Source organism: Arthrobacter sp. 05T47, assembly GCF_056395825.1.
Genome location: NZ_JBFTKG010000004.1, coordinates 92,601 through 105,539, shown reverse-complemented (window position 1 = coordinate 105,539; position 12,939 = coordinate 92,601). Strand labels below are relative to the sequence as shown.

The window sequence follows — 12,939 nt, the reverse complement described above, 5'->3', positions numbered from 1 at the left end:
GCCCGGTTGTGACGAGGCGGTACGGCGCAACTCTGATCACACAACTATTCAAGGCCGTGCGGGTCAGGGGTCGATCCGGCGTATTTCGATCGGCCAAAACTTGGCCTCTCCGAATTTTCCGGCGATTTCCACGGCGCGGGCCATGCCCACACAGTCGACGATGTAGTAGCCGGCCACGATTTCCTTGGTCTCAAGGTACGGACCGTCGGTCACGGTGCAGGTGCTGCCGTCACGTCTTACGAACTTCGCCTCTTCACCGAGCTGATGTGCCTCCACGAACTCACCGGATGCCCTGAGTTCCTGCTGCAACGAGGTATGTGCCTGCATGATCGCCTCGATTTCGGACGGGGAGAGTGCGTTCCAGGTGTCAACGTCGTTGGGGATCAGCATGAGGTGTTTCATTTGTACTCCTTCGCGGCGGTGCGGGGATCGGGTGGGGATGGGGACCCGGCGCTTGTCTCGGCCAGGCGTTTGGAGAGGTAGCGGCGCTCGGCCTCGGAGGGAGCGAGGTCACGGGCCCGCTCATACTCGAAGCTGGCCTCTGACTTTCTGCCAAGGCGGCGCAGGAGATCAGCCTTCGCCGCGGGCAGGAGGTAGTACCCCTCGAGGGACCGTGTCCGGTCCAGCTCGTCGATGAGGTCAAGTCCTGCTTCCGGTCCCTGAGACATCGCGACGGCAACGGCACGGTTGAGCTCGATGACCGGTGACGGTGCAATGTGCGCCAGGCGGTCATACAGCTGTGCCACCCGGGCGAAGTCCGTGCTGCCAGAGTCCGGGGCGATCATATGGCAGGCAGCAATGGCGGCCTGCACACGGTAGCTACCTGCTCGGGAACGGCGTGAAACGCCCATTTGCTCCGCGGCCGCCAGCAGCGCCACAGCCTCCGCGACCGCAACCTTGTCCCACAATCCGCGGTTCTGCTCCTCAAGGGTCACCAAGTCCCCTGCGGCGTCCGTCCGCGTCCCCCGCCGGGCATGGTGGAACAGCATGAGCGCAAGGAGGCCCAGGGCCTCAGGTTCCTGCGGGGACCCGTCGAGCAACACAACCAGCAGCCGGGTCAGGCGAATCGCTTCCCGGGCGAGTGGTTCGCGGATCAGTAAGTTGCCCCCGGTGGCCGAGTACCCTTCGTTGAACATCAGATACAGCACGGCCAGGATTCCGGCGGTGCGTTCGGATATCAGCTGCGGCGGCGGCACCCGGTATGGGATCCCGGCATCGCGTATCTTCGCCCGGGCCCGAACGAGCCGTTTGGCCATGGTTGCTTCGGAGACCAGGAACGCGCGGGCGATCTCCCCGGTCGCGAGTCCCGCGACTGTGCGCAAGGTCAGGGCCACCCGGGCCTCAAGCGGGAGGGCCGGGTGGCAGCAGGTGTGAATCAGCCGCAGCGTGTCATCCTCTGCCGCCGTCCCTATGCCGGCCTTGTCTTCGAGCCCTTCGAGCTCGGTGAGAATGGCGAGTTCACGGACCGCCCGCCTTTCGCTGGCGGCGCTCCGCATGCGGTCGATTGCCTTGTTCTTGGCCACGGTAGTCAGCCACGCCCCGGGATTCCTGGGAACGCCGTGCTCCGACCAGTCGACGAGGGCCCTGGCGAACGCATCCTGGACACAATCCTCGGCCAGGCCCCAGTCGCCCGTCACGCGGATGAGGGTTGCGGTGATTCGTGCTGCCTCACCGACGGACGCGGCCTCCACGACGGCCCGCACGTCCGTCAGCTCCGGCGCGTCTTCCCTACCCTGATCATCAATGCCGGCCTCGGGGCGAATCACTATTCCCCGAGCGGCCACACGGGCCTGATCTCGATCTTGCCGAACCGGGCCATGGGGTGCTTGGACGCCACCTCGATAGCCTCATCAAGATCGGCACAAGCGATGATGTCATAGCCCGCGATCCATTCCTTCGTCTCCGCGAACGGCCCATCCGAGACCACCACTTCGCCCCCGCGCACCACTACCGTGGTTGCGTCCTCGACAGGACGCAACCTGTCACCGTGACGGGCGACGCCCCGCGCCTCCATCTCGGCCCCCCATTCGACAATGTTGTCCTCGGCGGCCACATATTCCGGCGCTGTGGGATCGCTACAGATGAAAAGCATGTACTCCACGACGTCTCCTTCTTTCGTTAGTTACATCAGCACGACGACCGGGGAGCCGCCAAAAGGACATCTGGTGGGAAATTCTTTTCCGGGGCCATCCCCACGCATTCAACGCCAGGGCTCAGCACGAACTCAAGGCGGCGCGGATGTCCCAGACCGCGAACGGCTTCCCGTCCGGGATGAGATCACGTCGCCACGAGGGACGATGTCCAGTATCGTCGCGCGCCCGGCGGGAACATAGGCTCTACATAGGCTCGGGGTTCTCACCATCGGCCGAGTGGGTTAGCCTCAACGTCGTTTTCCAAGTTCCCGCCGTATTGGGGTCGATGGCAGCCTAGGCTGGGGCGCCGTTGAAGAACTTGATCAGGACCGGTGCGACAGCATCGCTGGCGACTGCGTGGTCCTGGCCTTCCAGCTTTTCTTTTTTCATGCCAGGAACGGCTGCGGCGACGGCATTGATGGCATTCCCGGCCCAGGAAGGGCTCGCACCACCGTAGATCCCGAGCGTGGGAACCTGAATATTCGACAGCCTCTCCGGGACGCTGCCGTCGGCCGTGAGGGTGAGGTCATACGGCAGGGTCTGGGCAACGCTGAGGAGCGCGGGCCACCACGGCATGGTTTTGATTCCTTCGTCGAAGTCAGAGCCGGTATGGCGGATGAACAGTTCCACGGCGGCTTCCCGGTCTCCCCCGTTCAGTGCCTCCTGGACCCGGTCCCTGAAATTTTCCCAAGGTTCTTCGGGGGCATGCCCGGTCAGATATGGCGGCTCGTAGGCCGCCAATTTGGAGATGCCCGCTCCGGCAGCCGCTGCTTCAAGAATCAGGATGGCACCCGAGGAATGGCCGTAAGCGTAGGCCGAACCGCCCGCCGCGGCTATCAGCGCTTCCAAATCCTCTAGTTCACGGCCGGGACTGTAGGGAAGGGTGTCGGAGCTCTCGCCTCTCCCCCGACGGTCATAGGCGTACACGGTGAAGTGCGGGGCCAGCCAAGGCACCAGCCCGTCGGCCGAACGCCGGCTGTTCAATGCACCGCCGATAATGATCAGAGGTGGTCCTTCACCTGTCCGTTCGAAGGCGATTTTCGTGCCGTCGGCCGAGCTCAGAAAGTCAATCATTTGCGCGTCCTGTTCTTCAGTGCCGGATGTCGGGCCGGTTCGGGTGAATGCTGAAGTTCATGCCGTCCCCGAACGGAAAACTCACCGTAACATCCCCTCCCTGTAAGCAGCAGAGGCGGTGGATAAACGGATCCGTGGGTAGCGGCCAACGAAACCCGACCGCGGTCCATCAAGACCCGCGACGGCATCGCAGATTCCGGCGCTGGCGAGCAACCCGAACAAGAACTCGTCCATCGTGGACAACAACCAAGAAATGTCGCAGACACAGTCAGTGCCCGATTTGGACCGAGCCTGCGTCGGACACCATTGGAACCTCTAGCTGGCCGCGCCAGCAGAGGCCGTCACAGGTTGGAGCGCGGCGGAAACCACCATCTGAGTTCGGCGGGAGTGTCTTGGGTGGGCTTCTCGCAACCGAGTTGGGCCGCCTGACCCGACGTTCCCTCGCGCCAGGCGGCCATCTGCTGTCGGCTCAGTGCGCGCCCGGACCGGGATGGACCGCAGCTTTGCCTAGACTCGGTGAATGTCTGAGATCGCAAATCTGAAGGACAGCGCCGAACACCGCTGGCCGGCCGTAATCGGGCTGCTCATCGCGCTGGGCCTCTATGCCGCCCTTCCCAGCGCCTTCCTGCCSGCCRTCCGCTACACGGTGGTGGGAATCGGACTCCTGATGCTGATCCCCCGCTGATCCTCAACCCCCGSCGCCTGCACAAAGAGACACGCTGGTCCAAACGATTRGCSACGRGCCAGGCACTCCTCCTCGTCGCCGCCAACGGCGTCGCCCTGGTGCAGCTCATCATTCTTCTGACCGACTCCGGCAGCGGCGACGGGCGGCGCACGCTCCTTCTGGCAGCACTGCAGATCTGGGTAACGAACATCATTGCGTTCGCCTTGGTTTCTGGGAAATGGACCGCGGCGGACCGGTCGCACGGCGCAATACCCACCGGGGCAACCTCCCGGCCGCGGACTTCCGGTTCCCCCAAGACGAAGACCACGACGCCGTCACGGAAGTTGCGACACGGTCCGCTGGGTCGCTTCTTTCGTGGATTACACCTACTTCTCCCTGTCCAACTCCATGGCCTTCAGCCCCACCGACACCATGCCCCCGTCGCCGCGGACCAAAATGATGATGGGACTCGAAGCCGCCGGAGGCTTCGTTCTCCTGGCCCTCGTGATCGCCCATGCCGTCCCCCTGCTGGGCTAAGCCTCGATCCGACGCATTCCGGGCGCTGCGGGAGRGGCGCAGCAGGCCATATCTGCAGCCTTCGATGAGTATGGACTCATGACACACGCACGTTTGGCGACTCTCGGCACCAAGCCGGGCGCGCGCGATGGCCTCATAGAACTCCTCACCAGGCGAGCCGACGGGCTTGCGGAACTGGGTTGCCTCCTCTACGAAGTAGGGGTAAACGACGACCAACCCGACACGGTGTTCGTTGCCGAGTTGTGGATATCCGAGAGCGCCCACAGGGCCTCCCTGGAACTAGACTCGGTCCGGAGCAGCATTGCCGAAGCGATGCCGCTGCTGTCGGGATCGATGAGCAGCCAGGGTTTCGAAGTCGTCGGATCTCCACTGCACGATTGAGGTTCGGATTTTTCGATACCGGTTCCTGATCAAAACGACGCTAGGCCACTTTCTGTGGTGCCTCGGCACAGCCTTGCGCGAAGGCTTCCCAATACGCACGCCGCTAAAAAGCCGGCCCGGAACTTCGGTGTTCCTGGCGACGCGGCTTTCGTGATCGTTCGAGGGTGTCGCGCCGGATGGCCCCCCGCTGGAGCGTGACTGCAGTGGTTGGCCCAGCGGCGGACCGCCCGGAATTTCCAGGTTCGATGACTCTGGGAACATGAGTTACCGGACGACTGTATTGGGGGATCCAGCCGCCCGGACTCACTTCAACGTTACTCCGTTTCGTCGGTGAATAGGGTGAAGTGGATCTGCCCACGTCGCTACCGTGCAGGCCCAGCAGGCAGGCGTCGCAGTACGGCCGGACTGTCGGGTCTTGTGAAAGAGAGGCGACCACTGATGCGGCGATGTCCCGGAGTTTGACGTATCTGGTGCTGGAAGCAATTTTTAGGATTTTTATGGCCGTGTCCTGACTGCAGCGGTTTTGCGCCATGATGGCGCCGGTTGCCAGGTCGATGATCGTCCGGGATTCTATGGCAGCGGTGGGGTTTGTTTTCGCCTCGGCCAGTTGGCTGATCCGGACCGCGAGGCGGAGTGCTTTGGACGCGTGGTATGAGTACGCTTCGACCGTGTCGATATCCTCATCGGTGAAGCCATGGGACCGGGTGGAATACAGGTTCAGGCCCGCTTCTGCTTCTCCCTCAAGGACCAGTGGTACAGACAGGCCGGATCCCACACCCGCCTCCAGCGCGGGCGCCGTGTAGGCGGCCCAGCGGTGCTCGTTGGTTAGGTCCGGAACATGTACGACGACTTGGTTGCGGGCGCTACCTGCGGCGTCTCATCGCAAACCGCCCGACGCCGGGTGGAACGGTTTCTCGCTTCCGGTTACATCACGCTGAGGTGCGACGCGTCCTCCGCAGCGAACCGGGGCCTCCGGGAGGTGACGTTGATGCTCAATGTCCCGGCGCAATACGTTGACGATGCCGGCCGTTACTTCGCCGCCCAAACAAATTGCCGGCTGAGCGCCCAGGTTCTCGGCGCACAGAACCTGGAGGTCACGCTGTGGGTCCGCGACTACTTGGAGGCGCCGGCGTTTGAACGGGAACTGGCCGAGCGCGCGCCCGGCAGCATAGTCATCTCACGTCAGGCTGTGGTCCGGGCGTACACGCGACTTGGCCATATCCTCGATGAATCCGGACGGAGCCTCAGCGTGGTGACGCCGCCGCCGTGGAGGCACGACACACCACAGAATGCCACTGGCTTGCCTCGGGCTGCACAAAAACATTGGGCTGCACGGCGGGAAGAGGAAGCGTCGGCGACCGGCCGTCGGCGGCGGGTTTGACCGCGGCTCACCATGGAGCGAGACGCTGATGGGCCGACGGCGGGGTCAGGTCTACGATTTTGAGAGCCGGCCGCACGTGGGTTGAGGTTGGACGTGCGGCCGGGGCCTGCAACGACGCCAGAGGGCCAGATCTACAGCGTCCAGATACTAATCTCCCCCCTCGGCCTGAGAACAGCCTGAAAGTCTTTGGGCGCGTAAACCAATCCCCCCACTGCAGCCATCGAATCCCGGACCATTATCGACCTGGCGACCGGCGCCATCATGGCGCAGAACCGCTGCAGCCAGGAGACCGCCATCAAGATCCTGAAAAACGCTTCCAACACGCGAAACGTCAAACTCCTGGACATCGCCGCCTCGGTCGTCGCTTCACTATCCCAGGACCCGAGAGTCCGGACGCACTTCGACGCGTAAGCACGTTGCTCAAAAGGCCGGAAGCGCACCGGTGCGGGAGGTAAAACAGCGGTATCGACAGTGCGGCGCGGCAACGCCGCACCTGCGGCTTCGATGTAGGTGGCGATAGGGTCTACAAGCCCGCGGGGAAACGTCCCCCGCGAGGGTGTCCCGCACCTGTCAGGCCCCCAGACCAAGGTCCCGCCCGCGAACACCGGCAAATCCTGAGGTCGGCATAGGACCCGCCCGAGAAAATGCCCGGTGGCTGGGGATAAACGGTACGGGCACGACCATGACCGGACTGCTGATCGGATATGCGCGCGTATCCACCAACGACCAAGACCTCACCGCCCAGAACAATACCCTGGCCGCTCTGACGACGCCGAGCTCCGCGGCTACTGGGAGAAACTCTCAGCACCGGCATGAGAGTTGCGGTCTCCAGTGACTCCTTCCTCGCCTCGGGACCCGACTCTGGACCTGAGTTCGGGCATCTGACTCCGCCAGGCGGGCGTCCGGCTGGGGCGGGCCATGACGTCGGCGCTTCGTGAGGATCGAAGACGTATCCACGCGGCTCACGTACGCCGCTCATTCACGCCCCGGCGGCTCGGACACCTTGTCACGACGGCCGTTTCGGTGGAAAGCTTTGACCATTCGCCACCCGGACTTCCGCCGCTTCAGTGAAGACCGGTTGTAGACACAGTCCTGAACACTCCAGATTCAAGAACTGACGAGACAGAGGAGCTGCCGTGAACCCGCTGAATTCCGTGGTCGCCGCCATAGAACATTCCGAGCGGCTTGACGGGGTGGCTTCAGCCGTTGCCGCCGCGGTCGGGCGGGCAGTGCGGGCGCGCACTGTTCGAAACATCGTCAGCGGCACCGCCCTGGGCCATCCGCTGCATCCGGTCCTCACGGATCTGCCCATCGGAGCGTGGACCATGGCAATGCTCCTTGACACGATAGGGGGCGTGGATTCCGCCCCCGCCGCCGACATCCTGGTGTGCGCGGGCATTGCCGCTGCTGTTCCCACTGCGGCAGCCGGGCTCAACGACTGGTCGGACACCCAGGGGAAGGCAAGGAGAACAGGGCTAGTTCACGCGGTCGCAAACAGCACAGCCCTCTGCCTCTACACAATCTCCGCTGTGGCCCGCGCGCGCGGACACCGCGGTGTCGGAAAGTCACTGGGCATGGCTGGGTTCGGGATCCTGATGTTCGGCGGTTTCCTCGGCGGACATCTCACCTATGCCAGCGCCGTGAACGTCAACAAGACCGCAGACAGGAACGGCCCTACGAAGTGGACACCTGCGCTCAGTGAGAATGACTTGCCCGACGGCGACCAGCGCAAGGTGGACATTGCCRGCGTCTCCCTGCTGCTGCACCGCGCAGGCACCCAGATTCACGCCCTGGACAGCATGTGCAGCCACATGGGCGGCCCACTGGATGAAGGGAAAATCGCCGACGGCTGTGTCACCTGCCCCTGGCACGGAAGCACCTTTCGCCTCAACGACGGGAGCGTCGTGCGCGGGCCAGCCAGCCACCCGCAGCCCGCATACGAAACGCGGCTCAACGACGGTCAAATCGAGGTCCGCCGACGATAGGGCCGGCACTACGCACGCCTCAACCCGCAGCGCTCCGGGGAGCGTGAGGGCCTGCGGACGTCGGTCCAGGCCTGAGGCCGCGCCACCTCGCGACGATGTGCGCGGACCAGGAGCGCAATCGAATTCACGACGGAAAGGTCATCGCCAAAAACCAGACGCCGCGATTCCAAATCCCAGAAGGAGGGGCTCAATGTCCACGGAACGACTCACTGCAACAGGACCGGGGGCTGGAATGGACGGTGTCGGCACGGCGTCCGCCGACTCAGCCTCGTTTGGATCCGCCGGACGGGAGCGCTCGGTTCCCCCTGGGGCCCTGGTGCGTACCCGGGTGCGTATCCCTCTCAGGTTCACCGACGGCTTCGCCACGACCGCAGATGCGTTCACTTTCCGGGATCTGGTGGACCGCAAGGAGCACCTGCTGCTGGGGCTCGGTGATTGGCACGGCGCCCTCGCCGCGGCTGCCGCCCCCTTGGTGCGCCCTCACAGCGAATGCCTCACCGGGGACGTCCTGGGATCGCAGAGGTGCGACTGCGGCCCACAGCTCCGCGAGGCGGCCGAGCGGATCGCCGGTGAGGGCGGCTTCCTGCTGTATCTGAGGCAGGAAGGCCGGGGCATCGGACTCTACGAGAAGCTCGACGCCTACTCCCTTCAGGACCGCGGGCTCGACACCTACGCCGCGAACGTCGCCCTCGGCCACGGTGAGGACGAGCGGGACTATCGTGCAGCGGCCCAGATGCTGCTCGCCGTCGGAGCGCACCGGATCCGGCTGCTGAGCAACAACCCCGACAAGGCCCTCCAGCTCGAGGCCAACGGCGTCGCTGTGGCCGAACGCGTGCCCACCCGGGTCCACCTCTCCTCCGCAAATGCCCGCTACCTGGCCACCAAACGCGACCACACCGCCCACACCATCGTCCTGGGACCGATCCCGACCGACATGTGAAGGAATTCCGTCGCCTCCGGCCACTACCAGTTCCTCAAGTTTGCCGGAGCGGACCTCCGAAGTATCCAGGTAAGCGAGGAAGTCATCCATGTCATCTCTCCCGTTGAAGGCCCCGGCTGAACGCCTCGACCTGGCAATTAGTGCGGGCCGGCGGCGCCGCCTGGCATGCCGGCTTTGATCAGATCCATCACTGAGGAGTCGGCCAGGGTGGTGACATCCCCGATCGGCCTGTCCTGCGCCACGTCTTTGAGGAGCCGTCGCATGATCTTCCCGGACCGGGTTTTAGGCAGCTCGGTGACCACCATGATCTGCCGGGGCCGGGCGATTTTGCCGATTTCCTTGGCTACATGGTCGCGCAGCTCCTGCACGACCTCCGGTCCGCCGTCGCCCGCATCGCTGCGCAGGATGACGAAGGCGACGATGGCCTGCCCGGTGGTGTCGTCGAGGGCGCCGACGACGGCGGCTTCGGCCACCTTCGGATGGGCGACGAGCGCCGATTCGATCTCCGTCGTCGAGAGCCGGTGTCCTGCCACGTTCATCACGTCGTCCACCCGGCCGAGAAGCCAAATATCCCCGTCCTCGTCCTTCTTCGCGCCGTCCCCGGCAAAGTAGAGCCCCGGGAACCGTGACCAATACGTCTCCACGTACCGGTCGTTGTCACCCCAGATGGTGCGCAACATGGATGGCCAGGGTTCCCTGAGGACCAGATAGCCGCCGGAGCCGTTGGCAACCGGTGCGCCCGCGTCATTGACGACGTCGGCCACGACCCCGGGCAACGTCCTCATGGCGGCGCCCGGTTTACCCGCTGTGACTCCCGGGAGCGGACTGATCATGATGGCTCCGGTCTCGGTCTGCCACCAGGTGTCCACCACGGGCGTGTGGTTGTGCCCGATGTTCTCGCGGTACCAGATGTAGGCCGCCGGGTTGATCGGTTCGCCCACGGTTCCGATCACGCGCAAACTCCTGAGACTGTACTTGGCCGGTATCTGGGCGCCCCATTTCATGAAGGTACGGATGGCGGTCGGGGCGCAGTAGAGAATCGAGACTTTGTACTTGTCGATGATTTCCCACCAGCGGCCCTGGTGCGGGGTATCCGGCGTGCCCTCGTACAGCACGGAGGTGGCACCGTTGGCCAAGGGACCGTACACGATGTAGCTGTGCCCGGTGACCCAGCCGATGTCCGCGGCTGTCCAGAAAATATCGGTCTCGGCCTTTAGGTCGAACACCGCCCAGTGGGTGTAGGCGCACGCCGTGAGGTAGCCCCCAGTGGTGTGCAGGATGCCCTTGGGCTTGCCCGTGGTGCCGGAGGTGTACATCACGTACAGGGGATGGTCAGCGTCGAAGGCCTCGGCGTCGTGATCGGCGGAAGCCAGCTCAACCGAGTCATGCCACCAAATATCACGGCCCGGTGTCCAGTCGACCTCCTGGGCTGTGCGGCGGACCACCAGGACGTTGCGAACGTCCGGACAGTCCAGCAGGGCCTCGTCGACGGCGGGCTTCAACCCATTGGCCTTGCCGCGGCGGTAGGCGCCGTCGGTCGTTATGACGATCCGCGCGTCGCAGTCGTGGATCCGCGTCCGGAGCGCGTCCGCGGAAAACCCGCCGAACACGACGGTGTGCGGTGCTCCAATTCGTGCGCAGGCCAGCATAGCCACGACGGTTTCCGGGATCATCGGCATGTAAATGGCAACCCGGTCTCCCGGCTTGACGCCCAGATCGGTCAGCGTGTTCGCCGCCTGGCAGACCATGTGGGTGAGCTGGGCATAGGTGATGGCACGGGTGTCCCCGGCTTCTCCTTCAAAGTAGTAGGCGACCTTGTCCCCGCGGCCGGCAGCTACATGCCGGTCAAGGCAGTTGTACGCGGCATTGAGCCTGCCCCCGACGAACCATTTGGCAAATGGCGGATTCGACCAGTCCAGGACCTCACTCCATTTTTGGGACCAGTCCAGCCGCTCCGCCTGCCGCGCCCAAAACGCCAGCCTGTCGCCGGCAGCTTCGTCATAGTCCGACGATGTAGCGTTGGCCTGCGCCGCAAAGCCGGCGTCCGGAGGAAAGCGCCGCTGCTCGTGCAACAGGTTTGCGAGGGTCTCATCCGATTCTGTTGGGTCTGCTGCCATGGCCTGTCACCGTCGTCCCACCGGAAGCACAGTCCGCTTGTAGGTGGAGTTCGCGACCACCGCGAGGGAGCAGTACCAGGCAATCAGCGCCGTCACGATGCCCAGCCAGCCGCCCAGCATCGACAGCCCGGCTGCCCCGAAGAAGGCGCCGAGAAACAGCGCAATGAAGGTCAGGGTCAAGAAGACAAAAACGGCAAAGACACCCATGCTGACGCGCCAAGCTGAAACGGTCATGTAGGCGGTAAAGATTGCCCAGCCCAGAAGATAGAGGCCGACTCCTTTGCTGGCGTCCGCTGCCGGAAGGCTGCCAGCGCTGAACTGGCTCAGGAACCAGAAGGACAGCCAGAAGGCTCCGTATGAGCAGAAGGCCGTCGCGCCGAAGACGTTGCGGTTGGCAAATTCCCAGATTCCGGCGGCGAACTGCGCCATGCCGCCGTAGAACAGTGCCAGTCCCAGGACAACGGGTTCGACTGCTTTGGGGATCAGGCCGGCATTGATGACACTGAGGACAAACGTGGTCATTGCGAAAGCGCCCAGACCCAAAGCTGCCGGATCGGCAAAGGGTGGGCTGGTGCTCCCCTGTGGAGAAACAACTGCGTCTTGGGCTGGTACGGGATTTTCAGCCCTGCGACCACCTCCCGCCGGGACGGTCCCCGCCGCGGAGCTTGATTCGACACTCATGGCACGACTCCTTGGTCAACACCAGCACCATTGCTGGTGACGTATAACAGGCTACTCCTGAATGCGCAAGGAAATTATCTGAATTTGTTGTGATTCAGGTCGCGCACCCTTGTGTCGCAGATCACATTGCTTGGCCCAGTGGTGAAGTGCCGGCAGGACCATGCCCCCTCTTGGCCTGAACCGTACCGCCTAGGGTCGAGCATGCGTGTACCGTTCGAACCGAACGGCGCCACGCCGGGCGGACCAAAAGTCGACTCTGCGGCTCCCGTCCCGGCCCAGGACCTACACTCCTGACCATGACCACCCACAATGAACGGCAGGCCCGGGCGGAACACCGTTGGCCTGCCGTCATCGGCCTTCTCATCGCACTGGCGCTATACGCCACGCTGCCCACGACGTTCCTTCCGGCGGTACGCTACTCCGTTGTTGTCGTCGGCCTGGCCCTGCTGATTCCGCTCATTATCCTGAATCCACGCAGGTTGGTCCGCGAAACCCGCTGGTCAAGGCATCTTTCCGTCGGCCAGGCGTTGTTGCTTGTCGTGGCCAACGAGGCAGCACTCGTCCAACTGGTCATTCTCCTCACGAACTCCGGAAACAGCAACGGGCCAACGCTGCTGCTCGCGGCCCTTCAGGTATGGGTGACAAACGTCATCGCGTTCGCCTTGGTCTACTGGGAACTGGACCGGGGCGGTCCGGTCACCCGGCGCCACGCCACGCGCCATGAGCTGCCCCGGGCAGACTTCCGGTTCCCCCAGGACGAAGACCACGACGCAGTGCAGGAAGTTGCCGCCCGGTCCTCCGTGAAGACGGACTGGACGGCTTCATTTGTCGACTACGTCTACTTCTCCCTTTCCAACTCGATGGCATTCAGCCCCACAGACACGATGCCCCTTTCGGCCCGGGCAAAATCCCTGATGGGACTGGAGGCCTTCGGAGGATTCGTGCTGCTCGCACTCGTCATCGCCCACGCCGTCTCCCTGCTTGGCCAGTAGGCCGCCGGGCAGCAAAGGGCCGGACACGAACGACAGCCGTTCCACGATCGAAGCG

At 64.0% G+C, this 12,939-nt stretch carries 15 protein-coding genes and 2 pseudogenes; 9 read left to right on the top strand and 8 right to left on the bottom strand.

Translation table 11 applies throughout. The features are described 5' to 3' along the window. Positions 1–63: 63 nt before the first annotated feature. The 4 genes from AC1DEY_RS05960 to AC1DEY_RS05945 form a co-directional block, all read right to left on the bottom strand. Positions 64–402, bottom strand: coding sequence for a YciI family protein (locus AC1DEY_RS05960; protein WP_476851074.1), 339 nt, complete (start codon positions 400–402; stop codon positions 64–66). Further along, complete coding sequence (locus AC1DEY_RS05955; RefSeq protein WP_476851075.1) at positions 399–1,766, bottom strand: RNA polymerase sigma factor; 1,368 nt, start codon at positions 1,764–1,766, stop codon at positions 399–401. Before AC1DEY_RS05955 ends, AC1DEY_RS05960 begins: the two co-directional genes overlap by 4 nt. Then, a complete protein-coding gene (locus AC1DEY_RS05950) occupies positions 1,766–2,092 on the bottom strand; it encodes a YciI family protein (RefSeq protein ID WP_476851076.1) in 327 nt (108 codons plus the stop codon). Before AC1DEY_RS05950 ends, AC1DEY_RS05955 begins: the two co-directional genes overlap by 1 nt. 334 nt (positions 2,093–2,426) lie before the next feature. Then, positions 2,427–3,206: an alpha/beta fold hydrolase gene (locus AC1DEY_RS05945; protein ID WP_476851077.1), complete on the bottom strand. Its 780-nt coding sequence runs from the start codon at positions 3,204–3,206 to the stop codon at positions 2,427–2,429. A gap of 520 nt (positions 3,207–3,726) precedes the next feature. Between AC1DEY_RS05945 and AC1DEY_RS05940 the strand changes: the two genes are divergently transcribed. The 3 genes from AC1DEY_RS05940 (at position 3,727) to AC1DEY_RS05930 (ending at position 4,788) form a co-directional block, all read left to right on the top strand. Then, positions 3,727–3,891, top strand: a complete 165-nt coding sequence (locus AC1DEY_RS05940) for a hypothetical protein (protein ID WP_476867159.1) — start codon at positions 3,727–3,729, stop codon at positions 3,889–3,891. Positions 3,892–4,245: 354 nt separating this feature from the next. Then, complete coding sequence (locus AC1DEY_RS05935; protein WP_476851079.1) at positions 4,246–4,407, top strand: hypothetical protein; 162 nt, start codon at positions 4,246–4,248, stop codon at positions 4,405–4,407. Between the two features lie 78 nt (positions 4,408–4,485). Then, positions 4,486–4,788, top strand: a complete 303-nt coding sequence (locus AC1DEY_RS05930; RefSeq protein WP_476851080.1) for a putative quinol monooxygenase — start codon at positions 4,486–4,488, stop codon at positions 4,786–4,788. 103 nt (positions 4,789–4,891) lie between these two features. On the opposite strand, the gene AC1DEY_RS05925 is transcribed toward AC1DEY_RS05930, so the two are convergent. Further along, positions 4,892–5,503 carry an ANTAR domain-containing protein gene (locus AC1DEY_RS05925; protein ID WP_476851110.1) on the bottom strand — a complete coding sequence of 204 codons (612 nt, stop codon included), beginning with the start codon at positions 5,501–5,503 and terminating at the stop codon, positions 4,892–4,894. After that, positions 5,480–5,590 (bottom strand): annotated as a pseudogene (locus AC1DEY_RS05920) (response regulator receiver protein); the annotation flags it as partial. The pseudogene AC1DEY_RS05920 and the gene AC1DEY_RS05925, both read right to left, overlap by 24 nt. Before the next feature lie 36 nt (positions 5,591–5,626). Between AC1DEY_RS05920 and AC1DEY_RS05915 the strand changes: the two are divergent. The 5 genes and pseudogenes from AC1DEY_RS05915 (at position 5,627) to AC1DEY_RS05895 (ending at position 9,094) form a co-directional block, all read left to right on the top strand. Continuing rightward, a complete protein-coding gene (locus AC1DEY_RS05915; RefSeq protein WP_476851081.1) occupies positions 5,627–6,169 on the top strand; it encodes a hypothetical protein in 543 nt (180 codons plus the stop codon). A gap of 219 nt (positions 6,170–6,388) precedes the next feature. Then, positions 6,389–6,580, top strand: coding sequence for an ANTAR domain-containing protein (locus AC1DEY_RS05910; RefSeq protein WP_476851111.1), 192 nt, complete (start codon positions 6,389–6,391; stop codon positions 6,578–6,580). A gap of 271 nt (positions 6,581–6,851) precedes the next feature. Next, positions 6,852–6,935, top strand: a pseudogene (locus AC1DEY_RS05905) (recombinase family protein); the annotation flags it as partial. 370 nt (positions 6,936–7,305) lie between these two features. Further along, on the top strand, positions 7,306–8,154 hold the full coding sequence (locus tag AC1DEY_RS05900; protein WP_476867158.1) for a Rieske (2Fe-2S) protein: 849 nt from the start codon (positions 7,306–7,308) through the stop codon (positions 8,152–8,154). A 190-nt stretch (positions 8,155–8,344) separates the two neighbouring features. Further along, a complete protein-coding gene (locus tag AC1DEY_RS05895) occupies positions 8,345–9,094 on the top strand; it encodes a GTP cyclohydrolase II (protein ID WP_476851083.1) in 750 nt (249 codons plus the stop codon). A gap of 137 nt (positions 9,095–9,231) precedes the next feature. On the opposite strand, the gene acs is transcribed toward AC1DEY_RS05895, so the two are convergent. Continuing rightward, positions 9,232–11,211, bottom strand: a complete 1,980-nt coding sequence (gene acs, locus AC1DEY_RS05890; protein WP_476851084.1) for an acetate--CoA ligase — start codon at positions 11,209–11,211, stop codon at positions 9,232–9,234. 6 nt (positions 11,212–11,217) lie between these two features. Continuing rightward, positions 11,218–11,892, bottom strand: coding sequence for an acetate uptake transporter (locus tag AC1DEY_RS05885; RefSeq protein WP_476867157.1), 675 nt, complete (start codon positions 11,890–11,892; stop codon positions 11,218–11,220). A 296-nt stretch (positions 11,893–12,188) separates the two neighbouring features. Between AC1DEY_RS05885 and AC1DEY_RS05880 the strand changes: the two genes are divergently transcribed. Next, entirely contained in the window at positions 12,189–12,884 is a 696-nt protein-coding gene (locus tag AC1DEY_RS05880) for a hypothetical protein (protein ID WP_441410677.1), read from the top strand. Positions 12,885–12,939: the final 55 nt, after the last annotated feature.

Coding starts and splice junctions, on each gene's coding strand:
- AC1DEY_RS05960 (WP_476851074.1), bottom strand. CDS start 402: ATGAAACACCTCATGCTGATCCCCAACGACGTTGACACCTGGAACGCA.
- AC1DEY_RS05950 (WP_476851076.1), bottom strand. CDS start 2,092: ATGCTTTTCATCTGTAGCGATCCCACAGCGCCGGAATATGTGGCCGCC.
- AC1DEY_RS05945 (WP_476851077.1), bottom strand. CDS start 3,206: ATGATTGACTTTCTGAGCTCGGCCGACGGCACGAAAATCGCCTTCGAA.
- AC1DEY_RS05930 (WP_476851080.1), top strand. CDS start 4,486: ATGACACACGCACGTTTGGCGACTCTCGGCACCAAGCCGGGCGCGCGC.
- AC1DEY_RS05915 (WP_476851081.1), top strand. CDS start 5,627: ATGTACGACGACTTGGTTGCGGGCGCTACCTGCGGCGTCTCATCGCAA.
- AC1DEY_RS05895 (WP_476851083.1), top strand. CDS start 8,345: ATGTCCACGGAACGACTCACTGCAACAGGACCGGGGGCTGGAATGGAC.
- acs (WP_476851084.1), bottom strand. CDS start 11,211: ATGGCAGCAGACCCAACAGAATCGGATGAGACCCTCGCAAACCTGTTG.
- AC1DEY_RS05885 (WP_476867157.1), bottom strand. CDS start 11,892: ATGAGTGTCGAATCAAGCTCCGCGGCGGGGACCGTCCCGGCGGGAGGT.
- AC1DEY_RS05880 (WP_441410677.1), top strand. CDS start 12,189: ATGACCACCCACAATGAACGGCAGGCCCGGGCGGAACACCGTTGGCCT.